Origin of the sequence: Microbacterium canaveralium, from assembly GCF_047238045.1 — a bacterium.
GTDB lineage: Bacteria > Actinomycetota > Actinomycetes > Actinomycetales > Microbacteriaceae > Microbacterium.
This window is the reverse complement of sequence record NZ_JBDFMA010000003.1, coordinates 747,392-770,639: the sequence shown is the minus strand read 5'-3', so window position 1 is coordinate 770,639 and position 23,248 is coordinate 747,392. Positions and strand designations below refer to the sequence as shown.

General features: G+C 69.4%; 22 protein-coding genes. 10 read left to right on the top strand and 12 right to left on the bottom strand.

The window, feature by feature from the left end; translation table 11 throughout:
* Positions 1 to 35: 35 nt before the first annotated feature.
* The 4 genes from ABC271_RS04625 to erm all read right to left on the bottom strand — a co-directional run bounded on the left by ABC271_RS04625 (position 36) and on the right by erm (position 3,080).
* Complete coding sequence (locus ABC271_RS04625; protein ID WP_412923717.1) at positions 36 to 428, bottom strand: VOC family protein; 393 nt, start codon at positions 426 to 428, stop codon at positions 36 to 38.
* Between the two features lie 42 nt (positions 429 to 470).
* A complete protein-coding gene (locus tag ABC271_RS04620) occupies positions 471 to 1,073 on the bottom strand; it encodes a response regulator transcription factor (protein WP_134124874.1) in 603 nt (200 codons plus the stop codon).
* Complete coding sequence (locus ABC271_RS04615) at positions 1,070 to 2,245, bottom strand: sensor histidine kinase (RefSeq protein WP_412923716.1); 1,176 nt, start codon at positions 2,243 to 2,245, stop codon at positions 1,070 to 1,072. Before ABC271_RS04615 ends, ABC271_RS04620 begins: the two co-directional genes overlap by 4 nt.
* Positions 2,246 to 2,321: 76 nt before the next feature.
* A complete protein-coding gene (gene erm, locus ABC271_RS04610; protein WP_412923715.1) occupies positions 2,322 to 3,080 on the bottom strand; it encodes a 23S ribosomal RNA methyltransferase Erm in 759 nt (252 codons plus the stop codon).
* Between the two features lie 370 nt (positions 3,081 to 3,450).
* On the opposite strand from erm, the gene ABC271_RS04605 reads away from it, so the two are divergent.
* Complete coding sequence (locus ABC271_RS04605) at positions 3,451 to 3,951, top strand: small multidrug efflux protein (protein ID WP_412923714.1); 501 nt, start codon at positions 3,451 to 3,453, stop codon at positions 3,949 to 3,951.
* Positions 3,952 to 3,965: 14 nt separating this feature from the next.
* Here ABC271_RS04605 and ABC271_RS04600 read toward each other — a convergent pair whose 3' ends face one another.
* Positions 3,966 to 4,271 carry a putative quinol monooxygenase gene (locus ABC271_RS04600; RefSeq protein WP_412923713.1) on the bottom strand — a complete coding sequence of 102 codons (306 nt, stop codon included), beginning with the start codon at positions 4,269 to 4,271 and terminating at the stop codon, positions 3,966 to 3,968.
* 81 nt (positions 4,272 to 4,352) lie between these two features.
* Complete coding sequence (locus ABC271_RS04595) at positions 4,353 to 4,835, bottom strand: nucleoside deaminase (RefSeq protein WP_412923712.1); 483 nt, start codon at positions 4,833 to 4,835, stop codon at positions 4,353 to 4,355.
* Between the two features lie 174 nt (positions 4,836 to 5,009).
* Here ABC271_RS04595 and ABC271_RS04590 point away from each other — a divergent pair, with 174 nt between their 5' ends.
* From ABC271_RS04590 to ABC271_RS04575, 4 genes are all read left to right on the top strand, one after another.
* The gene (locus ABC271_RS04590; protein ID WP_412923711.1) at positions 5,010 to 5,726 is read left to right on the top strand and encodes an alpha/beta hydrolase; all 717 of its coding nucleotides are present in this window, start codon (positions 5,010 to 5,012) and stop codon (positions 5,724 to 5,726) included.
* A 28-nt stretch (positions 5,727 to 5,754) separates the two neighbouring features.
* The gene (locus ABC271_RS04585) at positions 5,755 to 5,997 is read left to right on the top strand and encodes a hypothetical protein (protein ID WP_412923710.1); all 243 of its coding nucleotides are present in this window, start codon (positions 5,755 to 5,757) and stop codon (positions 5,995 to 5,997) included.
* A 124-nt stretch (positions 5,998 to 6,121) separates the two neighbouring features.
* On the top strand, positions 6,122 to 6,847 hold the full coding sequence (locus ABC271_RS04580) for a histidine phosphatase family protein (protein WP_412923709.1): 726 nt from the start codon (positions 6,122 to 6,124) through the stop codon (positions 6,845 to 6,847).
* On the top strand, positions 6,831 to 7,664 hold the full coding sequence (locus ABC271_RS04575) for an ADP-dependent NAD(P)H-hydrate dehydratase (protein ID WP_412923708.1): 834 nt from the start codon (positions 6,831 to 6,833) through the stop codon (positions 7,662 to 7,664). Before ABC271_RS04580 ends, ABC271_RS04575 begins: the two co-directional genes overlap by 17 nt.
* 37 nt (positions 7,665 to 7,701) lie before the next feature.
* Here ABC271_RS04575 and ABC271_RS04570 read toward each other — a convergent pair whose 3' ends face one another.
* The gene (locus ABC271_RS04570) at positions 7,702 to 8,061 is read right to left on the bottom strand and encodes a hypothetical protein (RefSeq protein ID WP_412923707.1); all 360 of its coding nucleotides are present in this window, start codon (positions 8,059 to 8,061) and stop codon (positions 7,702 to 7,704) included.
* A 526-nt stretch (positions 8,062 to 8,587) separates the two neighbouring features.
* Between ABC271_RS04570 and ABC271_RS04565 the strand changes: the two genes are divergently transcribed.
* The 5 genes from ABC271_RS04565 to ABC271_RS04545 all read left to right on the top strand — a co-directional run bounded on the left by ABC271_RS04565 (position 8,588) and on the right by ABC271_RS04545 (position 17,069).
* Positions 8,588 to 8,797: a DUF1653 domain-containing protein gene (locus ABC271_RS04565; protein WP_412923706.1), complete on the top strand. Its 210-nt coding sequence runs from the start codon at positions 8,588 to 8,590 to the stop codon at positions 8,795 to 8,797.
* Between the two features lie 505 nt (positions 8,798 to 9,302).
* Positions 9,303 to 11,699: a hypothetical protein gene (locus ABC271_RS04560; protein WP_412923704.1), complete on the top strand. Its 2,397-nt coding sequence runs from the start codon at positions 9,303 to 9,305 to the stop codon at positions 11,697 to 11,699.
* A gap of 339 nt (positions 11,700 to 12,038) precedes the next feature.
* Entirely contained in the window at positions 12,039 to 13,433 is a 1,395-nt protein-coding gene (locus ABC271_RS04555; protein ID WP_412923703.1) for an MFS transporter, read from the top strand.
* Complete coding sequence (locus ABC271_RS04550) at positions 13,433 to 15,502, top strand: molybdopterin oxidoreductase family protein (RefSeq protein ID WP_412923702.1); 2,070 nt, start codon at positions 13,433 to 13,435, stop codon at positions 15,500 to 15,502. Before ABC271_RS04555 ends, ABC271_RS04550 begins: the two co-directional genes overlap by 1 nt.
* Positions 15,495 to 17,069, top strand: a complete 1,575-nt coding sequence (locus tag ABC271_RS04545) for an FAD-dependent oxidoreductase (protein ID WP_412923701.1) — start codon at positions 15,495 to 15,497, stop codon at positions 17,067 to 17,069. The genes ABC271_RS04550 and ABC271_RS04545 overlap by 8 nt, the downstream gene beginning before the upstream one ends.
* A gap of 39 nt (positions 17,070 to 17,108) precedes the next feature.
* On the opposite strand, the gene ABC271_RS04540 is transcribed toward ABC271_RS04545, so the two are convergent.
* The 5 genes from ABC271_RS04540 to nirB are packed head-to-tail and all read right to left on the bottom strand — an operon-like array spanning position 17,109 to position 23,179.
* Positions 17,109 to 17,816, bottom strand: coding sequence for a sirohydrochlorin chelatase (locus ABC271_RS04540; RefSeq protein ID WP_412923700.1), 708 nt, complete (start codon positions 17,814 to 17,816; stop codon positions 17,109 to 17,111).
* A complete protein-coding gene (locus tag ABC271_RS04535) occupies positions 17,813 to 18,952 on the bottom strand; it encodes a uroporphyrinogen-III synthase (RefSeq protein WP_412923699.1) in 1,140 nt (379 codons plus the stop codon). Before ABC271_RS04535 ends, ABC271_RS04540 begins: the two co-directional genes overlap by 4 nt.
* Complete coding sequence (gene cobA / locus ABC271_RS04530; protein ID WP_412923698.1) at positions 18,949 to 20,211, bottom strand: uroporphyrinogen-III C-methyltransferase; 1,263 nt, start codon at positions 20,209 to 20,211, stop codon at positions 18,949 to 18,951. Before cobA ends, ABC271_RS04535 begins: the two co-directional genes overlap by 4 nt.
* Positions 20,208 to 20,600, bottom strand: coding sequence for a nitrite reductase small subunit NirD (gene nirD, locus ABC271_RS04525; RefSeq protein WP_412923697.1), 393 nt, complete (start codon positions 20,598 to 20,600; stop codon positions 20,208 to 20,210). Before nirD ends, cobA begins: the two co-directional genes overlap by 4 nt.
* The gene (gene nirB, locus ABC271_RS04520; protein ID WP_412923696.1) at positions 20,597 to 23,179 is read right to left on the bottom strand and encodes a nitrite reductase large subunit NirB; all 2,583 of its coding nucleotides are present in this window, start codon (positions 23,177 to 23,179) and stop codon (positions 20,597 to 20,599) included. The genes nirD and nirB overlap by 4 nt, the downstream gene beginning before the upstream one ends.
* Positions 23,180 to 23,248: the final 69 nt, after the last annotated feature.

The window sequence follows — 23,248 nt, the reverse complement described above, 5'->3', positions numbered from 1 at the left end:
TGGGGAAGAGCGCGTGAGAGCGGGACGCCGCCGGCTCACCCCGGGTTGTGCATGAACTCCACGCGGATGCCGTTGGCCTCCTCCACGAACGACGCGTAGTACGTCGGCGTGAACCGCGGGTAGGTTTTCGGCTCGCGGACGACGGTCCAGCCCGAATCGACGGCGAGGGCGTGCATGCGATCGACCTCCGCACGCGACGCCACCGCGAACGCGAGATGCTGCCACCCGACGCGGCCGTGCTCGTGCGGACCGGATGCCGGATCGCGGGCGGGGAGCACGACGAACTCGGTCTCACCTTCGGCGTACCACGAGGCGCCGTTGCCGCCGTCGGTCCGCTCCAGGCCGAGCGCGGTGAGGATCGGGTCGAACTGCGCGATCGCGCGCTCGACGTCGTGGACGCTGACGCTGAGATGGTCGAAGAGGGGCATCGCCCCAGTCTTGCGCGTGGGCGGCCGTGATCGAAGTGCGGGTCAGATCCAGCCGCGCTCGCGCGCGTGGATCGTCGCCTGCTGCCGGCTCGCGAGCCCGAGTTTGCCGAGCACCGACGACACGTGGTTGCGCACCGTCCCGGCCGAGAGGTGGAGGGATGCCGCGATCTCGGCGACCGTCTCCCCACGTGCGCCGGCGCGCAGCACATCGAGCTCGCGGTCGGTGAGGGGACTGCGTTCGTCGCTCAGGGCGTCGGCCGCGATCTCGGGGTCGACGTAGCGACGCCCGGCGGCGACCTCTCGGATGACTGCGGCCACGTCATCCGCGGGTCTCGACTTCGGCAGGAAGCCGTCGACCCCGGCACCCAAGGCACGGCGCAGCACCCCTGGCCGCGCGTGCCGCGTCACGATGACGCAGCGCGAGGGCACGCGCCGCAGGATTCGCGCGGCAGTGTCCACGCCGTCGAGTCCGGGCATCTCGAGGTCGAGAAGGCAGACGTCGGGCCGTAGGCGTTCGGCTTCGGCGAGCGCGCTCTCTCCGTCGCGGCACTCGGCGACGACCTCGAGGTCGTCCTCCAGCCGCAGGAGGGCGGCGAGTGCCGTGCGGATCATGTCCTCGTCGTCAGCGATCAGCACACGGATCATGCGGTCACCGCCTCGGGAACACGGACGGTGAGACGGAACACGGCGTCGGCGCGGGAGGCATCCATGGATCCGCCGACCGTTCCGACGCGCTCGGCTATCCCGCGCAGCCCCGCGCTGCCGTGGACGGGCGACCCCTCGGCGCCGGAGTCGTTCTCGACGACGAGGACCCAGTCGTCGCGGTGGCGGCCGAGAGAGAGGGATGCCACGCCTCCCCCGCCGTGCTTGAGCACGTTCGTCGTGGCCTCGCGCACGACCGGTCCGAGCACGTCGGCGGGAGCGCGGTGAGCCTCGGCGTCGACGCGCAGTTCGACCGTGAGACCCGCGGCCCGGAGGAGGTCGGCGGCGTTCGCGAGCTCGTCCGGGAGCGGGACCCCGCGGAAGCGAGTGGCGAGATCGCGGGTACCGCGTCGGGCTTCATCGACGCTGACGCGCGCCGCCCGCACCTGGTCGGCGGCTGCGGCAGGGTCGCGTTCGAGCAGCTTCTCGGCGAGCTCGAGCTGCAGCGCGATCACCTGCAGGTGGTGGCCCTGGAGGTCATGCAGGTCGCCGGCCAACCGCAGCCGTTCCTGGGCGGCGGCGAGCTTCCCCTCCGCGCGGCGTGCGCGGTCGAGTTCGCGGACGATGTCCCACCACCACAGCGACGCGGCGGTCAGCGCGGGGATCATCGCGATGAACAGCACCAGACCGAGCATCGGCGCCTGGTCGCGACGCGGCGTCACGTGCGCGGCGTCCACGTACCAGACCGCGACGATCACGAGGATCAGCAGAGCGACCAGCCGAAGCCGGATGCCGTTGCGCCACCGCACCAGACATAGGAAGTACGCCGCGAAGCATGTGCCGAGAATCAGCGACCCGGCACCGAAGCCGACGAGGGCCGCGGAGGCGATCCCGGCGAGAACGAGGAGCCGAGGCATCCGCGGCGGGGATTCCTCGTCGACGGGCTCACGCCGGTAACTCCGGAGCAAGAGGACGGAGACCGCGATCGCCCCCGCGGCGCCGACGGCGTACACGGTGATCGCGAACGGCACCGACAAGACGACGGGGTCGGCGGCAACAGGGAAAGCCCACACCACCAGGCTGAATATGACGAAGAACAGAATCGAGGATGCCGTGTACCACCACGTCACGCTCACGTCGCGGGCGTACGCGGTGCTGGCGGCTGGTGTGCTCACCCCGGCCACTGTACGTCCGTGACATTCGTCATGGGTGCGAAGCCGGGCGGGAGTCGAAGTCGCCGAGGCCACACGTTCAGCCGCGCAGCGCCGACCAGAGGAGCGCCCACTGCTCTGCCGTCAGGTCGCGGGGAAGCGCACCGCGGGCGTCCGCGCGCAGAACCGCGCTCCGAGCGGTGGATGGGCTCGATCGGGTCGCATGATGAACGATGCGTTCGAGACGTCCGCCCCGCCCGGCGAACACCGCGGCGACGAACTGCTCGTACGCTCGCTTGTCGTCGGCTCCGATCAGCGGCGAGGCTCGGCGATCGATCGTGAGGATGCCTCCGTCGACGCTCGGCGCCGGAGCGAATCCGCCGCGTGGCACGCGACCGCGCAGCGCGAACCGGTACCACGGCGCATTCTGCGCGGTCATCAGGGTTCCGCCGCCTACGCCGGCGCGTTTCCGCGCGACCTCCCACTGAGTCAGAAGCACGGCCTGCTTCCACCGCTGTGCACGGAGGAGACGACGGAGGATCGGTGTGGTCAAGTGGAACGGGATGTTGCCCACGATGGTCGGCGCGTCGAGGTCGACGTGCAAAGCATCGGCGTGGACGACGTCGACGGTGGGGAGTCGTGCGGCGAGCTGGCGGACACATCGCTCGTCGATCTCGATCGCAGTGAGGGGTCTCCCCAAGGCGGCGAGGTGGCGCGTCAGGGCACCGTCTCCGGCGCCGAGCTCGAGGAGAGGGCCGCTCGTCGATCTCACCAAGTCGGTGATGGTCTTAATCGACGGCGAGTGGACGAGGAAGTTCTGGCCGAGTTCGTGGCGGCCGCCACGGGGGGAACGAGACATGAGCGGTGCTCCGAGTGTGGGAAGGGGAGCACCCCGTAGGGCAGCGTCGGTGGGTACGCGAAAAACCCTCCGAGGTGCGGATGACGTCTCGGAAGGACGGCGCGCTTATGCGAGCGGGAGCGAGCGCGCCGTCAGGCGCGGCGGTCGCGGAAAGTGAAGAAGCGCCCCGTCAGGAGCGCGCTGTTTATCGAACCCACGTCCCCAGGCTAAACGAATGTGCGCGAGCGGATGAGTTCCGTGACATTCGTCACGGGTGAATCGGAGCATCTTCCCGCTCGCCCGTGACACGGCGACACTGCCGCGACGCGCGTGGGGCCGGTGAAGTGGAACCACCGCGGAAAACACCGCACCTCATCCCCCAGGAGCACTCATGTCGAACCCTGTCTCGGACCTCGTCCTCGGCTTCCAGAACCTCGTCGCCGGGGTGCCCGACCTCGTACAGCCGCTCATCGTCGCCCTCGCCGGCGCTGTGCCGTTCATCGAGGGTGAAGGAGCCGCCGCGATCGGGATCGTCGGTGGCATCCACCCCGTCCTCTCGGCCGGGGCGGGTGCGATCGGCAATCTCGTCTGCGTCGCTGTCGTCGTGCTGGTCAGTTCGCGCGTCCGCACCGCCGTGACAACGCGCCGGGGTGGCGCGGCCGAGCCGCTGTCCCCGCGTCGGCAGAAGTTCGACCGCGCCTACCACCGCTACGGCACGGCGGGGGTGAGCCTGCTCGGCCCCCTGCTGCTGCCCACGCAGTTCACGGCCGCCGCGCTGACGGCGACGGGTGTGCCGCCGGTGCGGGTCATCGCGTGGCAGGCAACGGCGATCGCCCTGTGGACGACCGTGGTGACTCTGATCATCACGGGGGTCATCCGCGCCGTGGCGTGACGCCCGCGGATGCCTCAGCCCGGGATGGCGACCGACCCGAAGTGCCGGAGCACGAGTGGCCCGGCGAGATACGTCTCCTCGTCGGGGAACGTCACCGGGTCGGTGCGCCAGCTCTCCCCGGCGTAGGCGACGAGCGCCTCCGCGTCGCTCCAGACGCTCACGTATTGCACCCGGCTGGAGTCGGCCAGGTCCACGAGCACCTCGTGGCGGAGGAGCCCCGCGTACCGCGCGGGGAACGTGGCGACGAGTTCGCAGAGGACCGATACGAACTCCGCCTCCCTCCCGGGCCGCACATGCGCTTCGGAGACACGGACGATCATGACGCCGACGCTACGGTCTCGTCGGCGTCTCCGCCGCCGGACGACTGCCAGGCTTCGGCGGATCGCCGACAGCGACGGCGCTCAGCCCCAGAATCCCCGATGCGGCTCGGCGGCGATGTCCTCCAGGTGCGGGCCCGACACCTCGACGAGAGGGGTGCCGTGGGCGAAGACCTCGCGCGACGGCAGGTCGAGCTCACGCCCCCCGTCCTCCGACTCGGCGAGCGCGATGAGTCCGATGCCCGAGAGGGCGTAGACCATGCGCCCGATGCCCGCCCAGAACATGGCACCTGCGCACATCGCGCAGGGCTCGCACGACGTGTAGAGAGTGGATGCCGCCAGCTCGGTGGCATCCCGCTCGCGCCAGGCGAGGCGCACGAGGTTCGTCTCGGCATGGCAGGTGACATCGCGGTCGGTGATGACGGTGTTCTCGGCCTCGAGGACCCGGCCGTCCGCGGTGACGAGGATCGCGCCGAAGGGGTGGTTGCCGTGGGCGCGGGCATCGACGGACACCTGGATCGCGCGGCGGAGGTGGGCGAGCTCGGTCGGGGTGAGGGTGTCGGGCATGCGTCGATGATCCCAGGTCGATGTCGGCACGTGTCACGGGTTCGGCGCAGGAGACAGAACCCTCCGTCGCCGGTCGCACCGGATTTCGACTCCTGTCCATAGCTTCCCGCCCCGCCGAGGTCTTAATCTCCGGCTGCGCGGCACCTCCGCCGTTCGTGAGAGGAGCAGTTCCCCATGTCCGATTCCCCCACCATCGTCCTCGTCCATGGCGCCTTCGCCGATTCCGCGAGCTGGGCGCCCGTCACGCGAGCGCTCCTCGACCAGGGCTACACGGTCCGAGTGCCCGCCGTCCCCAACCGCAGTCTCCTCGGTGACGCCGCGTACATCCGCTCGGTCGTCGAGCACATCGACGGACCCGTCCTGCTCGCCGGACACTCCTACGGCGGCGCCGTCATCACCGTCGCCGGTGTCGCAGAGAACGTTGTCGGCCTCGTCTACGTCTCCGGCTACGCGTTGGAGGAGGGCGAGAGCCTGGGGCAACTCCAGGGCGGCTTTCCCGACTCCGACCTCGCGCAGAACCTCGTCTACACGCCGTTCCCCGTCGAAGGGGCGGAGGACGGCACCGACGTGACGGTGGAGATCTCGGCCTTCCCCGACGTCTTCGCGCACGGCGTGCCCCTCGAGACGGCGGAGGTGCTCGCGGTGTCGCAACGGCCCCTGGCCGCGCTCGCCTTCGGCGAGCCCGCACCGGTCGCCGCGTGGAAGACGAAGCCGGCCTGGGGCATCGTGTCCAGCGCCGACCACACCATCAACCCCGATGTCGAACGCTTCGGCTACACGCGCGCCGGTCTCCGTTCGGTCGTCGAGATCGACGCGCCGCACCTCGTGATGCAGTCGCACCCGGCCGAGGTCGCGAAGGTCATCACCGACGCGATCGCCGAGATCGGCTGAGCCCAACGACGAGGGAGAGGACACGACCGTGGCGATGAGCGACCCGTTCCTGCCCGCGCACCAGGGCGCCCCAGACCGGGACGGGCGCGAGATCGACATCGACCACGACGTCGACGTCCTCTTCGACGAGGCGGATGACGACGGCAATGACGTGGTCCCTTCGTCGGCCGAGGCGCCGCCGTTCCGGACGCCGGTCCCCGGCGACACGGTCACCGAAGAACAACTGGACGAGGATCTCGGTCTCACTCCTCCCCCGCCCGCGGGCGAGTGAGTGAGGCCGAGTCCGGCCCAAGCCCGTGGCATCCCCGGCTCCCAGAATGGTGGCGGTCTGCCTGTCGGCGTGACTTCTGTCAACGCCCGCGCGAACTCCACCGCCGCTGACCTACCTTCCCGGTATGGCAGTGACACGACTGTTGCTCATCCGGCACGGGGAAAGCGAAGGCAACGTCGCCGCGTCGGCGGCCGAGCGAACTGGCGCGCCGGTCATCGAGCTCGACACCCGGGATGCCGACGTGGAACTCTCCCCGGTGGGGAGGGAGCAAGCGGAGGCGCTGCGCGCCTGGGTCGATTCGCTCGATGCGCCCGTCGACGAGTACTGGGTGTCGCCGTACCTTCGGGCACGGCAGACTCTGTCGCTCGCGCTCGGCGGGCAGCCCGCGTCGCCTCGGACGATCGTCGACGAACGACTTCGTGACCGGGAACTCGGCATCCTGGATCTCCTGACGACGCGTGGGGTCCAGGAGCTGCACCCCGAGGAGGCGACACGACGCCGGCACCTCGGCAAGTTCTTCCACCGGCCGCCGGGCGGCGAGTCATGGGCCGATGTCACGCTGCGCCTCCGGTCGTTCTTCTCGGAGCGGCTCGAGGCGTCACCGGCCACCGTGCTCGTCGTCGCTCACGACGCGGTGATCATGCTCGCGCTGTACGTGCTGTTGGAGATGAGCGAAGCCGAACTGCTCGCCTTCGCCTCCGAACACACGGTGCGCAACGCCTCGGTCACCGAGCTCGTGCACACGGACGACGGGTGGAAGCTCATGACGTTCTCGTCGGTCGAGCACCTCGCCGCCGAGGGCGCCGACATCACGACGCACTCCGGAGATGATGATGTCGCGCACGACTGAGAGGGTCGATCTCGCCCTGCTGCGGGAGTGGGGGCTCCCCGATGCCGGCGGCTCGAAGAAGTCACGTGGTCAGGTGATCGTGGTCGGCGGCTCGACGCGCTCGCCGGGCGCCGTCCTGCTCTCCGCCGAAGCAACGCTCCGCGTCGGAGCGGGGCGCGTAGGCCTCGCCGTCCCCGCCGACATCGCGCCGTACCTCGGCCCCGCGATGCCGGAAGCGGGCCTCTATCCCCTGCCGCCGGGTTCGGCACCCATCGACGACTTCCTGCGCTCCGCACTCGGGTCCGCGGATGCCGTGCTTCTGGGCCCGGGATTCGACGACCCGGATGCCACCCGCGCGGCGCTCCACTCCGTCGCCGACGCCGAGATCGATCGGCTGGTGCTCGACGCGTTCGCGCTCGGCATCCTGGGATCGGTGGACCGCGGCATCCTTCCCGACGACCTTGTGCTCAACGCCAACGAGGAGGAGGCCGCGCTCCTGCTCGAACGCGACCTCGGCGACGACCGCTCGGCCGACGTGGCCGAGATCGCGCGGCGATACGACGCGGTCGTGCACTGCTTCGGCACGGTGGCGCACCCGGACGGCCGCACCTGGCAGGCCGAGCCGGGCAGCTCAGGCCTCGGCACCGCCGGCAGCGGAGACGTGCTCTCGGGCGCGATCACCGGGTTCGCAGCTCTCGGCATGGAGCCCGAACGCGCCGCCGTGTGGGGCGGGTGGACGCACGCCCGCGCGGGCGACCGCCTCACCGAGCGGGTGGGTATCGGCTTCCTCGCGCGGGATCTGCTGCCCGAGCTGACGGCGGTGGTGCACGAGAGCTGAGTCATCCAGCGATCGGAGCCCCAGCCGGCCGAGAATCTCACTCGGCGACGATCGTGCCCTCGTCGTCGAACCTGACGCCCTCGGCTTCGAGCCGCTCACGTGCGGCGTGGTGCACGACGCCCCGCCGCCGCGGGTCGGGTTCCAGCAGACGCAGCAGAGTCTCTCGCGTCGTCGTCGGATGCTCGGCCACGGCGATCCTGACGCTCCAGAAGCGGTCGTCGGCGAAGCGATCCAGCACCTCGGCGCTGGCGTGCGGATTCAGCGCGGCGACGTTGCGGATCGCCTGGTTCGGATCGGTGAAGAAGGGCTCGAAATCCTCAACGGAACTCGCCGCCGACGCACGCGCGTAACGGCGTTCTTCGTCGGCTTTCTCCTCCGGGCTCTTGCGCTTTCCCATCCCGGTCGTCTCCATTCGCGTCGTGTTCCGTCGGGGCACTGGCCGCTGAGACCGGGGCCGGCGGGGTTTCACCGACGTCCGAGCAGCACACCATTTCGACACTGCGCTCAAGACGATAGCCCCCGCCGCCGACATCCTCTGCGAGCTGATTCAGGATGCCAATACCCACGAGCCACGTCTCCCGAGGCTGCCGCGCTCACGGTGACCAAGCGACCGCGCTATCGGGGCGCAGCGGTTACCCGCGAGCACGCGGCCGACCGCACCCGACACAATCGGTGTCGCGCTTGATGAGCACTCAGTGAAGGCCGTATCGACGCGGACCGGTCACCACTCCCCTCGCCCGAACTGCGTGCGGGTGCCCCAGATGTGCTCGATGCGATCGACCACGTGGTGTCCTCCCCTGCGATCGCCGCGAGAAGGAATGGCGACGAGGCGGGATGCCGGAGAGCCTCAACAGGGCGCGCGCAGTGCCAAGGTTCGCACGGCTGACAGACTCGATGGGGCGTTACGGAAAGGGGACGGGCGAATGGACATCGAACCCGGCATCTACGAGCACTTCAAGGGCCAGCGGTACGAGGTGTTAGGGACAGCGCGGCACTCGGAGACCGAGGAGGTCTTCGTCTCGTACCGCAAGCTCTACGACGACTACTCGTATTGGGTGCGGCCGGTGGAAATGTTCGTGGCGCATGTGGAGCGGGACGGGTATGTGGGGCCGCGGTTTCGGCGGGTAATCTGAGGAACGCCACGCCGCGGTTTTGAGCATTTCTAGCCCCGTTTTCACGGAGCCTGGCGGACTTGGGCCTAAGGCGCCCCCTACTCGGATGAACGCTCGACGGCAGGCCGCACAATGCGTCAGGCGATCAGCAGCACGCCGATACACGCACCACTCGTCCACAACCACCTGGACCCTAACGCCGGGGCAACCCGTCAACGGCATGATCCGATCTGAAGTTCGGGCAAGGCACACAGGAGGGGCCGCGCTGCGCGCGCCGAATCTGTGGCCTCCATAGGTCGTCGAAGGACGTGGACAGCACCCGTTACGATTGGTCCCAGCAGCACTTCTCTCCATCCGCAGCGAATGATTCACCCTCGAAGACCGGACTGCGGCCCGGTCCAGCGAGCGATACTCGGCGAACATGAAGGACCGCCACGAGAAGGCGATGGTCTTTGTGCGTCCCCCCGCTTCCGCACTACGGTTAGTCAAGGGACAGGACACCAGGGGGAAAGTCATGGCGCGGTCTGTGGACGAACTGAAGATTGAGCGCACGGACGCTGAGTGGCGGCAAAGGTTTGTGGACTTCGCCGACCTGATGGATCTACTTGGTGACTGCATCATCGACGACAGTTATGTTGTGCCCGACCGTCTCAACGCCGCCATAAAGCTATCAGAGGCTGGCCAAGCGGTCCTCGACAAGCTCTCTCGCAAAGAAAAAGTCAATGCCAAAGACGGACCACTGATGTGCGCCCTACACCTTGGCCATTCGGAGATATTCGTCGACTTGCTGGCCACGGACTTGACCGAGATCGCGGAAGCTATTCACGAAGAGCTGCTTGAGGGTGCCATAAAGTTTCCATACATACTTGGGCGCGCCCTATACGACGTTTTTGCAAATCAGCACGAAGGCGAGAAGGACTTCCTGACAGTCGAAGAAACACAGAAGCTTCTTCAGGCTCTGCCACCCGGTGTATTTCAGTATGGAAGGTTCACAATCGGTCCGTTCGGGCTACGAAGGAGTAGTACCGCGCGAAAGATCAACGCCTCGAAGCGTGTCGCGGCCTACCACTGCGCTGTAACCAGTTGCCCCGCCCTCCACCCCGTCGTGCTCCAGACATCGCAGGAAGCTCCCATCAATCGCGACCGCGGCAAACTTGAGTCGGTGTTGCAGTCGATCGGCGGGGAAGCAAGTGAATGGTGGGAACTGGCTGATGATCTGAGCGGGCTAACGGCCTCATATTATGGCGACAAACGCGCTGGCGTCCTACTCCCACTAATCGGAGACGCGCTGACCGACACCGAGCTAGCCGGGCTTGTGGCAGAGCTGCTCGACTCGACGAAAGGCTCACTTCGCACAGCAGTTGTCGGGCTGATCGAACCCGGAAGCGCTGCGGAAATGACCGCGGGGCTATCGCGAGCCCAGCTATTGCAGCTAACCCTTCTCGCCGAGGAAGATGCGGTAGCCGCCGCGCTCGACCGTCTGGTGCGCCGAGGGGACATCAGCGTCCCCCTCGGAGACGTCCGGCGAACCGTCACCGCCAACAGTCGATCTGGGGCATTTTCTTTACGCGCAGAATTGGGACACTACGGGGTTCGCTTCGTGGCTGACGACCTAGGGGTCGCCCTCCTCCGCCAGCGGCGACTGCTCAACCAGCTTTACGTGCGAGACGCGAGCGCCGATGTGCAGGAACTTGAGTGGCAGCTACGCGGCATTGAAATTGAAGATCTCGACGAGAGACTTGAGAACTTCTTTCAAACAAGATCGCCAAAAGAAGCCCTACAACGGCTGGTCTTGGCCCGCAAGACCAACATGGTCACGGCCTGCCACGAAGTCGGAATCGAGAACGGGGACGAACTCTCCGACACTGAACTCGTCGACGCCCTGCTTTGGAAGCTCGGATTTCAGCCGCACCCCGAAGACGACCCCCATGCGGATTTCTGGAGGCGCCACGAACGACTTTGGGCACTGACGCAGTCTTCCGCCTTTGGTAGTTCTGAGCGCTTCATCGAAGCAGCAGCCCCGTACTTCGCCGAGCTTGAGGGCATTCTCTTGAACTCGCTTGCATTCACAGCATGGGCCCTTCTCTTCGATCATGTTCAGAGTGCGTACCCGTTCTCTTACGACGACGAAGATGACCGCCGGGATGGGCTTGCGCTACTCCAGACGGCATTTACGGATGGAGCCGAGACCTCGGCCTTCACTCCCAACTTCCCGAGCGAGAAAGTCGAGCTTCGGAATTTGATCGAAGGATTCAACGCCCTAGCCCGACGCCTTGAAGAGTGTCGCCAGAGCCCGGCCGTTTACGCGAGAAAGAGGTCAGAATTCCCACTCTATGATGGAAAAACCGACCTCAAGAGATTCGCGTTGAGGTCAACGATACCCTTCCTGGATCTGTCACGTCCGAGTCAAGACCGAATCATCGAGGGATTGCGGGCGATTTCTGACTCAATGGCGAAAGCGGAAGTGTACATGGTCAGAAATGACTACGCGCACTACCGACGTTCGGCACCGGACATTTCCAGAGTGGAACACGCATTGGAAGCTACCCGATCGAGCGTCACACGAATCGAGAACCTGGGCTTTGCTAGATTGCTATACACGCCCACAGCAATGCGTCGTGACGAATGGGGCCAAGCGCGGCACGACTTTACCGGCCCTCGAAGTTACGAACACAGTTTCGTTCGACCAACCACCCTGGATTGGATGGGTTTGCCCGGGCTAAAGAGCCCCCAGCACCTGATGACGTCAGCAAGCTTCGGAGATCCAAATGAAGTCTTGCGCTTCACCAGGAGATTCACGGGTGAATTTGCGAAGATGTGGGCCGGCTTTCCGGATCGGAGACGTCGAGCCTCCGGCACCACCGCAGGCGACGCACCGTCATTTCAGCCGCAAGCTGCGTCGAACGTTTTGCAGGACAACTAGCGAAGCGGGAACGAAGTCCCTCACCGCATAGTATTTGACGACGCACTTCCTACCGCGGTCACCTCTGATGCTGATCGGACCGATCCAGGTTGTCGAGTGTTGGACTCGGGGCGGTTCAACGCGTCTGATTGACGTCGGTCTTGAGCACTCACGTCCTTCCCCTGCGCATGTAACGCGCACGTAAACTCCCCCTCTCCCCCACCCCCTCCCCCGGTGAGCACATCGTTACCCCGCCGCCCCACCCGACGCGGTCGGGGGTAACGCCTCCTCCCTACGCTGACGGCACGCCCCTCCGATACGGGGCGCTGCACCTCCCCCATCGCCGACCGGAGGATCCCCGTGACCGTCACCGACCCGCGCCCCGAAACCGCAACGCCGCCCGCGGCCGCAACGCAAGAAGCAGCACCAGAGCTCCACCACCGCCCCGGCCGTTGGATCGACAACTGGAACCCTGAGAACGCCCAGCAGTGGGCTGCAGAAGGCAAGGCCATCGCCGCCCGCAACCTGCGGTGGTCGATCTTCGCCGAGTTCCTCGGCTTCGTCGTCTGGCAGCTGTGGTCGGTCGTCGTCGTCTCGCTCCCGGCGGCGGGATTCCAGCTCTCGACCGGTGAGATCTTCTGGCTCATCTCGATGCCGAGCCTCGTGGGCGCGACCCTGCGCATCCCCTACACCTTCATGGTTCCGCGCTTCGGCGGCCGCAACTGGACGATCGTCTCGGCCGGACTCCTGCTCATCCCAAGCATCGGCCTCGCCATCGCGGTGTCGAACCCCACGACCCCGTTCGGCGTGCTCCTCCTCATCGCCGCCCTCGCCGGCTTCGGCGGCGGCAACTTCGCCAGCTCCATGGCGAACATCACGTTCTTCTATCCGGCCGCCCAGAAGGGGTACGCGCTCGGACTCAACGCCGCCGGCGGCAACCTCGGCGCCTCGGTCGCGCAGTTCGTCGTGCCCATCGTCATCACCGTCGGCGCCGCGGCGACCCTGAACCTGCCGCTCGCGGGTCTCATCTGGGTTCCGCTGATCCTCGTCGCCATGGTCGGCGCGTACTTCCGCATGGACAACCTCTCGACTGCCAAGTCCGACATCGCGGCATCCCTCGCCGCTCTGAAAGAGCCGCACCTGTGGATCCTCGCCATCCTCTACATCGGCACCTTCGGCTCGTTCATCGGCTTCGCGGGCGTCTTCCCGAAGCTGCTGGCCGACACGTTCCCCGATTTCAAGGGCATCGCGATCGGTACGGCCACCGTCACCCTCGCGTTCCTGGGTGCGCTCGTCGGTTCCCTGGCACGCCCGTACGGCGGCAAGCTCGCCGACCGCTTCGGCGGCACCGTCATCACGATCGGCGCCTTCACGGCGATGGGGCTCGGCATCCTGAGCGTCGTCGTCACGCTGCCGCTGCAGAACTTCGCGATCTTCCTGCTGTGCTTCCTCGTGCTCTTCGCCGCGGCGGGTATCGGCAACGGATCGACCTACCGCATGATCCCGACGATCTTCGCCCTCCGCGCGACGGACGGCGTCGGCGCGCAGCGCAAGGCCGCCGCCGCCCTCGGACTCATCTCGGCGATCGGCGCGTACGGCGGGTTCTTCATCCCGCAGCTGCTCGGCCTGTCGAAGACGTCGTTCGGTTCGTACGTCCCCGCCCTCACGTGGTTCATCGGCGCGTACGGCGTCTTCCTCGCGATCACCGCCGGCGTCTACCTGACGATGTCGAAGAAGACCGGCACCCGCATCTGATGTCCAGGAGCTCCGCCGACACCCACTGCCCCTACTGCGCTCTGCAGTGCGCGATGACCGTCGTCCACAACAGCGAGACGACGGTCACGGGACGCGACTTCCCCACCAACCGGGGAGGACTCTGCGCCAAGGGCTGGACGTCGGCGGAGCTCTTGGCATCCCCCCACCGACTCCGGATGCCCCTGCTCCGGCAGAGCGACGGCACCCTCGCCGAAGCCACCTGGGACGACGCCTTGGATGCCGTCGCCGCGGCGTTCCGCGACACACGCGCCGCCCACGGACCCGACGCCAATGCCATCTTCGGCGGCGGCGGCCTCACGAACGAGAAGGCTTACCAGCTCGGCAAGTTCGCCCGCGTCGCCCTCGGCACGTCGCGCATCGACTACAACGGCCGGTTCTGCATGTCGTCGGCGGCCGCGGCATCCAATCGGGCCTTCGGGATGGACCGGGGCCTGCCCTTCCCGGTCACCGACCTCGATGACGCACGGACGATCCTGCTGCTCGGATCCAACGTCGCCGCGACCATGCCCCCGTTCCTCGCGCACTTGGCCGGAGCGCGCGCGAACGGCGGACTCATCGTCGTCGACCCGCGCCGGTCGGCGACCGCGCGCCTCACCGAAGACGGCGCCGGCACTCACCTGCAGCCCGCGCCCGGCACCGACCTGCCGCTCCTGCTCGGCCTGACGCACATCGTGATCGCCGAAGGACTGGCCGACGACGCCTATCTAGAGGAGCGCACGACCGGCTTCGACTCCGTCCGCCGCAGCGTCGCCGCGTGGTGGCCCGAGCGGACGTCCGCGACGACGGGCGCCCCGGTCGCGTTGTTGCGGCAGACCGCGCGGCGCCTCGCGGAGGGCGGCGCGTACATCCTCACCGGACGCGGCGTCGAGCAGCACGTCGACGGCACCGCCACCGCCACGGCCGCGATCAACCTCGCGCTCGTCCTCGGTCTCGTCGGCCGCGAGGGCTCGGGCTACGGCACGCTCACCGGCCAGGGCAACGGCCAGGGCGGTCGCGAGCACGGACAGAAAGCCGACCAACTCCCCGGCTACCGTTCGATCCGCGACCCCGACGCCCGCCGGCACGTCGCCGGGGTGTGGGGCATCGACCCGGACGAGATCCCGGATGCCGGCATCCCGGCCACCGCTCTGCTCGCCGAACTCGGCGGGCCGGTGAAGACGCTGCTCGTCGTGGGGTCGAACGTCCTGGTCTCCGCTCCCGACGTCGAGGCGGTGCGGGCGCGGCTGAAGGCGCTCGACACCCTGATCGTCTGCGACTTCTTCCTCAGCGAGACCGCCGAGATCGCCGACATCGTGCTTCCGGTGCTGCAGTGGGCCGAGGAGGAGGGCACGATGACCTCCCTCGAGGGCCGCGTGATCCGCCGTCGCCGCGCGCTGCCCGGGCCCGAGGGAGCACGCAGCGAGCTGTGGATCTTGTCGGAGATCGCGCGGCGCCTGGGCGCGGCATCCACGTGGCCCACCGATCCGGCAGAGGTCTTCGACGAACTCGCCCGCGCGTCCGAGGGCGGCACCGCTGACTATTCCGGCTTGTCGCACGCGCTGCTCGACACCGGCGTCGAGGCGTACTGGCCGTACCGCTCGGAGAGCACCCCGCGGCCGTTCGCAGAGCGCTTCGCGCACCCCGGCGGTCGCGCCAGGCTCGTGCCGGTGGATGCCACTCCCCCGACGCCCACCGACGGCGGTGGCGAGCTGACCCTCGTTACCGGCCGCTATCTGCAGCAGTACCAGTCCGGGACGCAGACGCGACGGGTCGCCGAGCTGAACGCGGCCCGCCCGGAGGCGCGGCTCGAGATCCACCCGGCGACGGCGTCGGGTCTCGGCATCCGGGAAGGCGATCTCGTCGCCGTGTCGAACGCGCGGGGCACCGTGCGGGCGCGGGCGAGCGTGACGACCGACATCCGGCACGACACCGTGTTCCTGCCGTTCCACTACGCCGGCGACGCGTGCGCCAACAGGCTCACCGAGGCCATCGTCGACCCCACATCGGCGATGCCGGAGTTCAAACGTACGCGCGTGCGCCTGTCGATCGAGGAGGGCGCGCATGCCTGAGCGGGTGGTTCTGGTCGGATACGGACCGGTCGGCGCGCGATTCGTCGAGGGGATGCTGCCCGCGGTCCGCGACGGGCGCGTCGACCTCACGGTCGTCGGCGCCGAGACGCACGACGTCTACAACCGCGTGCTTCTGGCGGAGTATGCCGTTCGACGCCTGGACCGCGACGCCCTCGACATGGGCGACCGCCGCGCGGCCGAAGAGGCCGGCGTGCGGTTCCATCTCGGGAGTGCGGTGGTCGGGATCGACCGCCACCCGGGTGCGGTGCGCCTGCACGATGGCATCCGGATGCCCTACGACCGGCTGGTGCTCGCCACCGGCGCCCGCGCGAACGTGCCGACGCTCGCCGGAATGGAACGATCGCGCCGCGACCGCGCCGCGCGCCCCGCGCCCCCGGAGGCGCTCGACCTCGGGGCCGCGCCGCTCCCGCGCGGAGTCGTGGCCCTCCGCGACCTCGCCGACGCCGAACAGGTACGCGCCGCGGTGACCGCCGGGCGGCGGATCGTCGTTCTCGGTGCGGGCGTGCTCGGAATGGAGTTGGCCCTCGCCGCGGCCGAGGCAGGTGCGGAGGTGACCGTGGCGTACCACTCCGCCGCTCCCATGAACCGGACCCTCGACGAGAACGGCGGACGCGTGCTGGCGGCCGCGGCGAGCGCGGCGGGCGTCACGATGGCGCATCACGCGCGCGCCGAGAGCATCGTGCACCGCTACGACGATCACGGCCAGGCCTGGTTCGACGGCCTCGCGTGCGCCGACGGCCGAGTGCTCGCGGGCGACCTGCTCGTGCTGTCGTGCGGAGTCGGCGCGCGCACCGAACTCGCCTTCCACGCCGGGCTCGCGACCTCGACCGGCATCCTGGTCGACGTCGCGTCGCGGTCATGGAGCGATGAGCGGGTTTACGCGATCGGCGACTGCGCGCACGTCGCCGACCGGGCGAACGCCGACGCGCACGGCCACGTGCCGGGTGGGCCGAGCGGACTCGTCGGGCCGGGGTGGCGGCAGGCCGACCGACTCGCGGCACTGCTGTCGTCGGAGACGGCGCCGACCGCTGCCCCGGCACCCGCCGAACGCCCCGCGGTGGTCATGCTCAAAGCCGAGGGCATCGATGTCGTCGCTGGTGGAGCGGTGGACGCCGACCCGTTCACGCACACCCCGGGATGCCACGGCCCCCAGGTCACGATCTGGGCGGACCCCGCGCGCGGCGCCTACGTCAAGCTGATCACCGTCGAGGGCGTTCTGACGGGTTTCGTCGCCGTCGGGATGCCGCGCACGGGCGCCGAGCTGACCCTGCTGTTCGAGCGCGGGTCGGAGCTGCCCGCCGACCGGTCGTCACTGCTGCGGCTCGACGCGGACGACGCCGGAATGGCGGTGAGCGCCGACCCGTTCGCCGCGGATGCGACCGTGTGCTGGTGCAACGGCGTCAGCGCGGGCGCGATTCGCGACGCCGCCGCGGCCGGAGAGCCGACGGTCGCTTGCGTCAAGGCATCCACACGCGCCGGAACCGGATGCGGCGGGTGCGTCGGACGGATCACCGAACTGCTGGCCCGCGAGACCGTCACCGTCTGAGCGTCCGTTGCGCGCGAGAGCATCGCGCGGACGCGCGGGTCAGGGCCGGTCGCCGCTGTCGGGCAGAGATGCGCCCTCGCGCGCCGCGCGCCACCGCTCCCACACCACGGCCGCCACGCGCGGATCCGCCCCGATGGGGGCCGAGGTCAGATCGGCATCCGCAGTCTCGATGACGCGCGAGAAATGCCCGGGCGCGAGCACGTAGCTCGCCGCCACCGTCCGCCGCCCGTCGGCCCGCGCCGACGCCACGGCGTCGGGGATCCGTGGCTCGGATGCGGCGGCGTAGGCCGCGACGACGGGCCCGCGCACCCCGGCATTCGCCATCATCGCCGCCATGCCCTCGACATCGACCTCCGCGCCGGGCCGCGTGGAACCGGCGGCCGCGAGGATCACGGTGTCGTCCGGCCCCGCTCCGGCGTCGCGGACGCGGTCGGCGAGGATCTCGGCGAGCAGCCGGTGCGGGCCGAGGGGCGCAGCGACGGGAAGGCCGGCCGCCGCCTCCCGCAGATCGACCTCGGTGTGGTAGCCGGTCGACAGCAGCAGCGGCACGATCACGATGTCGGACGTGCGCTCGCGCGCCGTCTCGACCACGTCGGTGACGAAAGGCCCGTGCACGTCGACGTAGGCCTCGAGCACCTCGACGTCATCGGGCGCGGTGGCGCGCAGGATGTCGAGCAACTCGCGGACGACCACGCGTCCTTCTTCGAATCGCGTCCCGTGGGCGCAGGCGATGAGCACAGCGGTCACGAATCCGCCTCCTCGACGACATCAAGCCGATATCCCCGCTTGTAGACGGTGCGGATGAGGTCGGTGCCGTTCAGTGCCTCGCGCGTGCGGGCCACCGCGACCTCCACCGCGTGAGCGGACGCCCCCGCATTCGTCAGCACGGCCACCAGGTCTGCTCGCGAGACGACGGCCCCGGGTTGGATCGCGAGGGCGCGCAGCAGCTCCACCCCCGTGCGTGGCAGGGCGGTGAACGTCCCGTCGAGCACGATCCCCGAGGAGCGGATGCCGAGTCGACCGGCCGTGGTCGGGATGAGCGGTGCGCCGGGCCCGCCGTAGTGCGTGACTACGGCGCGCACGAGCGCGCCGAGGCGGCCCCGGTCGGGGATGAGCGGGATGATTCCCGCCTCGATCAGGGGGCCCGCGGTGATGGGGCCGACCGCGGCGACCAGCACCTGCCCCCGCGCGGCACGGGATGCCACACCCTCGAGCGCGTCAGCCCGTCCGGCGGCGAGGATCCATTCGCGGGCCGCGGGCGCCGAGGTGAAGAGCACCGCGTCGATCTCTCCGCGCGCGACCTGCTGCGTCGACGCCGCGACGACCTCGGGGTCGGGCGGCGGGCCCCACCGGTAGATCGTCAGGCTCGTCACGCGCGCCCCGGCGGCCTCAAAGGCATCGTCTAGGCCGTCGGCACCCGAGCCGTGGTGCTGGACGGCGACGTGCAGGCCGTCCATGCCCTCGGCGACGAGGAAGTCGCGCAGCTCCGCCGCCGTCTCACTCTCGGCCACCCAGTCGGCTTCGAACCCCGCCTGCTGGATCGCCCCGCGCGCCTTGGGGCCACGGGCGACGATGCGCGCGGTGTCGAGCACGGGCGCGAGGGCGTCGTGGAGCCCCGCCTCGTCGGCCGTCTCCATCCAGGCGCGGAACCCCACTCCCGTGGTGGCGACGACGACGTCGGGCGGGTCGTCAACGAGCGCCCGGGTCTTCGCGATCAGTTCCTCATCGTCGACGTGCGGCACGATCGTCAGCGCCGGCGCCACGCGGACGCGCGCCCCGTGGCGTTCGAGCGCGGCGGACAGTTCCCCCGACCGCCGGTCGACGGGAAGCAGCACGGTGCATCCGAGGAGCACCGTGCTGATCGCGCGGGGAGATTCCGTCACCCGATGCCCTGCGAAGGTGCCGCCCGGACGAGCACGGCCACGGGCGCCGCGTCCGACGTCGGCAGGAGAAGATCAGGGCGCGCGACGTCGCCGAACACGAGCACCGCGGGATTGGCGAGGCTCTGCGCCTCGGCATCCTGAACCGCCGATCCCAGCGTTGTACGAATTGTCCGCTGCGCCGGCGTGTGGCCGTTCTCGACGAAGGCGACGGGGCGCGACGGCGGGGCACCGGCGGCCAGCGCCGCCGCGGCGAAGCGGGGAAGCGCGCTCACGCCCATCAACGCCACGACGGTGGCGCGGTCATCACGCAGTGCAGCGAGAGTCGCCTCACCGGGGTGCTCCTGACCGTTCACAACATGAAGGGTACCGGCGACGCCCCGGTGGGTCACCGGCACGCCGGCGGCCGCGGGTACCGCGATCGCGCTCGAGATACCGGGCACCACCTCGACCGGGATGCCGGCGGCGCGACAGGCGATGACCTCTTCCCCGCCCCGCCCGTAGACGAACGGGTCGCCGCCCTTCAGCCGCACGACACGAAGCCCCCGGGCCGCGCGGTCGACGAGGATCGCGTTGATCTCCTCCTGCGGCACGGGGTGGTGCTGTGGGCGCTTTCCGACGTCGATGAGCTCGACGTCGTCGCCGAGTTCGGCGAGGACGCCCGTGGGCCCGAGCCGGTCGTGCACGACGACGTCGGCCTCGGCCAGCAGGGCACGGGCACGCACGGTCAGCAGGTCGACCGGGCCAGGGCCGCCGCCGACGAGCGCCACGCTCCCCACGAGCGGGCGCCGTCGGCGGCGGAGCGGAAGGGCGCCTTCGGCGAGGCGCTGGGCGATGGCGTCGCGCACGGCGACCGTGCGGCGCGGGTCGGCACCCGCGGCCGAGACGACGCCGACCATGACGTCACCGCTCGTGGTCTCGGCGGCCAGGCGCGCCGTGCCCTTGCCGCCGTGCCCCGCGTTGACGCACCACACCCGCCGCGCCTCGGCGGCAGCGACGACGGCGGCATCCACGGATGCCGACCCGGTCGCCGTGTGGCAGAACCACGCGTCGTCGAGGTCTTCGGGAGCGAAGGGGCGCCCGCGCCACTCGATGTCGCCGGCAGCGGCGAGCGCCGCAAGGCCCGCGGTCGCGACCGGGGCGACCAGGCGCACGCGGGCACCGGCGGCACGGAGACGTGCAATGCGCTTCTCGGCGACGGAGCCTGCGCCGACGCACACGACGAGGCGGTCAGTGAAGTCGAGTCCTGCGAGTGCGATCATCGGGGGTCTCCTGAGATTCGGACGAACACGTCGCCGTCGGTCACCGCGACCGGGTGCACCCGGATGCTCAGCGGCTCCTTGCCCTGCGTGTCGAGGCACACGCCGGTGCGCAGGTCGAAGACCTGCTTGTACATCGGGGATGCCACGGTCGGCACGCCCGCACGATCGCCGACGATCCCCCGCGAGAGGACGGCCGCGCCGCTGAACGGGTCGATCTGGTCGGTGGCGTAGATGCGACCGTCGAACGTGCGGAACAGCGCGATCTGACGGCCGTCGATGAGCGCGGCGGCCCCGCGCTCGACGAGCAAGTCGTCGACGCGGCACACGCGGGTCCACGGGTCGGTGGTCATGGTGTCGGCCTCGGGGGGCGTGGCATCCAGGATCGTCATGAGCGCACCGCCAGGGTCGTGCCACCGATGAAGACCGCGCCCGCGCTGCGTTCGTCTGCAGTGGCGGGTCGGGCCTGCCCGCGCTCGGCGACGTAGGCGAGCGAGGGGTCGGCGACCTCAGGGGCGTTCACGAAGCTCTGGAAGCGCTTCAGCTTTTCGGGGTCGGCGAGGGTCGCTGCCCACTCGTCCTCGTACGCGTCGATATGGGATGCCATGGCCCGGTCGAGATCGTCGGCGATGCCGAGCGTGTCGTCGAACACGACGCCTTTGAGTGCCTCGAGCCCTCCTTCGTACTCCTCGACCCACGGCGCCGTGCGCTGCAGCCGGTCAGCGGTGCGGATGTAGAACATCAGGAAGCGGTCGATCGCACGCAGCAGCCCGTCATCGTCGAGTCCCTCGGCGAACAGCACCGCATGGCGGGGCGTGAAGCCGCCGTTTCCGCCGACGTAGAGATTCCACCCGGCCTCGGTCGCGATCACGCCGATGTCTTTGCCGCGGGCCTCGGCGCACTCGCGCGCGCAGCCCGAGACGCCGAACTTCAGCTTGTGCGGCGAGCGCAGGCCCCGGTACCGCAGCTCGAGCTGGACGGCCATGCCGACCGAGTCCTGCACGCCGTAGCGGCACCACGTCGACCCGACGCACGACTTCACGGTGCGCAGCGACTTGCCGTACGCGTGCCCGGACTCGAACCCGGCGTCGACCAGTCGCTTCCAGATGGCGGGCAGCTGGTCGAGGCGGGCCCCGAACAGGTCGATGCGCTGGCCGCCGGTGATCTTCGTGTAGAGCCCGAAATCGCGCGCGACCTCGCCGATCACGACGAGCCCCTCGGGCGTGATCTCGCCGCCCGGGATGCGCGGCACGACGCTGTAGCTGCCGTCCCTCTGGATGTTCGCCATGACGTGATCGTTGGTGTCCTGCATCGTCGCGAGCTCACCCGAGAGCACGTGCTCGGAGTAGAGGCTCGCCAGGATGCTCGCGAGTGCGGGCTTGCAGATATCGCAGCCGCGGCCGGTGCCGAAGCGCTCGACGATGGCGGTAAAGGTTCTGAGCCCCGACACTCGCACGGCGTCGAAGAGCTGCGCGCGGGTGAACGAGAAGTGCTCGCACAGCCCGTCGGAGACTTCCTTGCCGGATGCCGCCAGCTCGGTCGCCACGAGCTTCTTGACCAGCGTGAAGCACGAACCGCACGCCGCCCCGGCCTTCGTGCACGCCTTGACCTCGGCGGCATCCGCGCAGTCGTGCTCGGTCACGGCAGCCCGGACCGTCCCGGCGGTGACGCCGTTGCACGAGCAGACGATCGCGTCGGCGGGCAGGTCGCCCTGCGCTGCGGGCGCGAGACCTTCGGGGAGCAGGTAGGCCGCCGGGTCGCCGCCGAGCGCGCGACCGACGAGCGGGCGGAGCGAGGTGTACGCCGAAGCGTCGCCGACCAGGATGCCGCCGAGCAAAGTCTGCGCGTCGTCGCTCAGCACGAGCTTCTTGTACACGCCCGACACGGGGTCGGCGTAGGTGACGTCGAGGGCGTTCGGCGTCTCGGCGAACGCGTCGCCGAAGCTGGCGACCTCGACACCCGAGAGCTTGAGCTTGGCCGAGGTGTCGAAGCCGGGAAAAGCCGCCTCTCCGCCGAGGAGGCGAGTCGCGGCGACCTCGGCCATCGCGTAGCCCGGGGCCACCAGGCCGATGCACTGGCCGTCGAAGCTGGCGACCTCGCCGATCGCGAGGATCGCCGGGTCGGAGGTGTCGCAGCCCGCATCGATCACGACGCCGCCCCGCGGGTCGACACGAAGGCCGGCGGTGCGGGCCAGTTCGTCGCGGGGCCGCACGCCGACCGTGAAGACGACGATGTCGACGGGCTCCCAGCTGCCGTCGCGCAGTTCCAGTCCGCGCACGGCCCCCGACCGGTCAGCATCCACCCGGGTCGTCACCGAGGACGTGCGGACGTCGATGCCCCGCGCCTCGATCAGACGCTCCAGCGCCTTGGCCCCGCCGAGATCGAGCTGCGCCGACATCAGGCGCTCGTTCGACTGGAGGACGAAGGGGGCGACGCCCTCGGCCTGAAGCGCTCCCGCGGCCTCGAGCCCGAGCAGACCGCCACCGACCACCGCACCGCGGAGAGGGCGACCGAGCTGTGCACCCCGGCGTGCCACCCACGCCCGGATCCCCTCGACGTCGTCCAGCGTGCGATAGACGAAGCAGCCCTCGTGATCGAAGCCGTCCAGCGCCAGCCGGGCCGCGAACGAGCCCGTGGCCAGGACCAGGCGATCGTACCGATGGGTGCCGCCACCGACGGTGGTGACCTCGCGCTGCGCCCGGTCGATCTTCACCACGCGCGCACCGGTGTGCACGCGTACCCGATCGTGCGCGAGGACCCGGGCGTCGAGAGCGAGATCCTCGGCGGTCTTGCCGCCGAAGTATCCCGTGAGACCCACGCGGTCATACGGCTCGTACTTCTCGTCGCCGAGCACCGTGACCGACCAGCGGCCTTCGGTGTCGCGGGCGGTCAGGCTCTCCACGAAGCGGTGCGCCACCATTCCCGCACCGACCACGACGACGGAACCGGACGACGAGTTCGAAGTGACCATGCCTCGACGGTAGACAGGTGAGGTTTCGCCGACCTCTTCGCCCGCGTTACCTCCGGCGAACTTTTCTCT

Bases quoted from the DNA above. Each gene is read 5' to 3' on its own strand.
- ABC271_RS04620 (WP_134124874.1), bottom strand. From the start codon at position 1,073: ATGATCCGTGTGCTGATCGCTGACGACGAGGACATGATCCGCACGGCA.
- erm (WP_412923715.1), bottom strand. From the start codon at position 3,080: ATGTCTCGTTCCCCCCGTGGCGGCCGCCACGAACTCGGCCAGAACTTC.
- ABC271_RS04625 (WP_412923717.1), bottom strand. From the start codon at position 428: ATGCCCCTCTTCGACCATCTCAGCGTCAGCGTCCACGACGTCGAGCGC.
- ABC271_RS04605 (WP_412923714.1), top strand. From the start codon at position 3,451: ATGTCGAACCCTGTCTCGGACCTCGTCCTCGGCTTCCAGAACCTCGTC.
- nirB (WP_412923696.1), bottom strand. From the start codon at position 23,179: ATGGTCACTTCGAACTCGTCGTCCGGTTCCGTCGTCGTGGTCGGTGCG.
- ABC271_RS04600 (WP_412923713.1), bottom strand. From the start codon at position 4,271: ATGATCGTCCGTGTCTCCGAAGCGCATGTGCGGCCCGGGAGGGAGGCG.
- ABC271_RS04550 (WP_412923702.1), top strand. From the start codon at position 13,433: ATGTCCAGGAGCTCCGCCGACACCCACTGCCCCTACTGCGCTCTGCAG.
- ABC271_RS04595 (WP_412923712.1), bottom strand. From the start codon at position 4,835: ATGCCCGACACCCTCACCCCGACCGAGCTCGCCCACCTCCGCCGCGCG.
- ABC271_RS04545 (WP_412923701.1), top strand. From the start codon at position 15,495: ATGCCTGAGCGGGTGGTTCTGGTCGGATACGGACCGGTCGGCGCGCGA.
- ABC271_RS04565 (WP_412923706.1), top strand. From the start codon at position 8,588: ATGGACATCGAACCCGGCATCTACGAGCACTTCAAGGGCCAGCGGTAC.
- ABC271_RS04590 (WP_412923711.1), top strand. From the start codon at position 5,010: ATGTCCGATTCCCCCACCATCGTCCTCGTCCATGGCGCCTTCGCCGAT.
- ABC271_RS04575 (WP_412923708.1), top strand. From the start codon at position 6,831: ATGTCGCGCACGACTGAGAGGGTCGATCTCGCCCTGCTGCGGGAGTGG.
- cobA (WP_412923698.1), bottom strand. From the start codon at position 20,211: ATGATCGCACTCGCAGGACTCGACTTCACTGACCGCCTCGTCGTGTGC.
- ABC271_RS04570 (WP_412923707.1), bottom strand. From the start codon at position 8,061: ATGGGAAAGCGCAAGAGCCCGGAGGAGAAAGCCGACGAAGAACGCCGT.
- nirD (WP_412923697.1), bottom strand. From the start codon at position 20,600: ATGACGATCCTGGATGCCACGCCCCCCGAGGCCGACACCATGACCACC.
- ABC271_RS04580 (WP_412923709.1), top strand. From the start codon at position 6,122: ATGGCAGTGACACGACTGTTGCTCATCCGGCACGGGGAAAGCGAAGGC.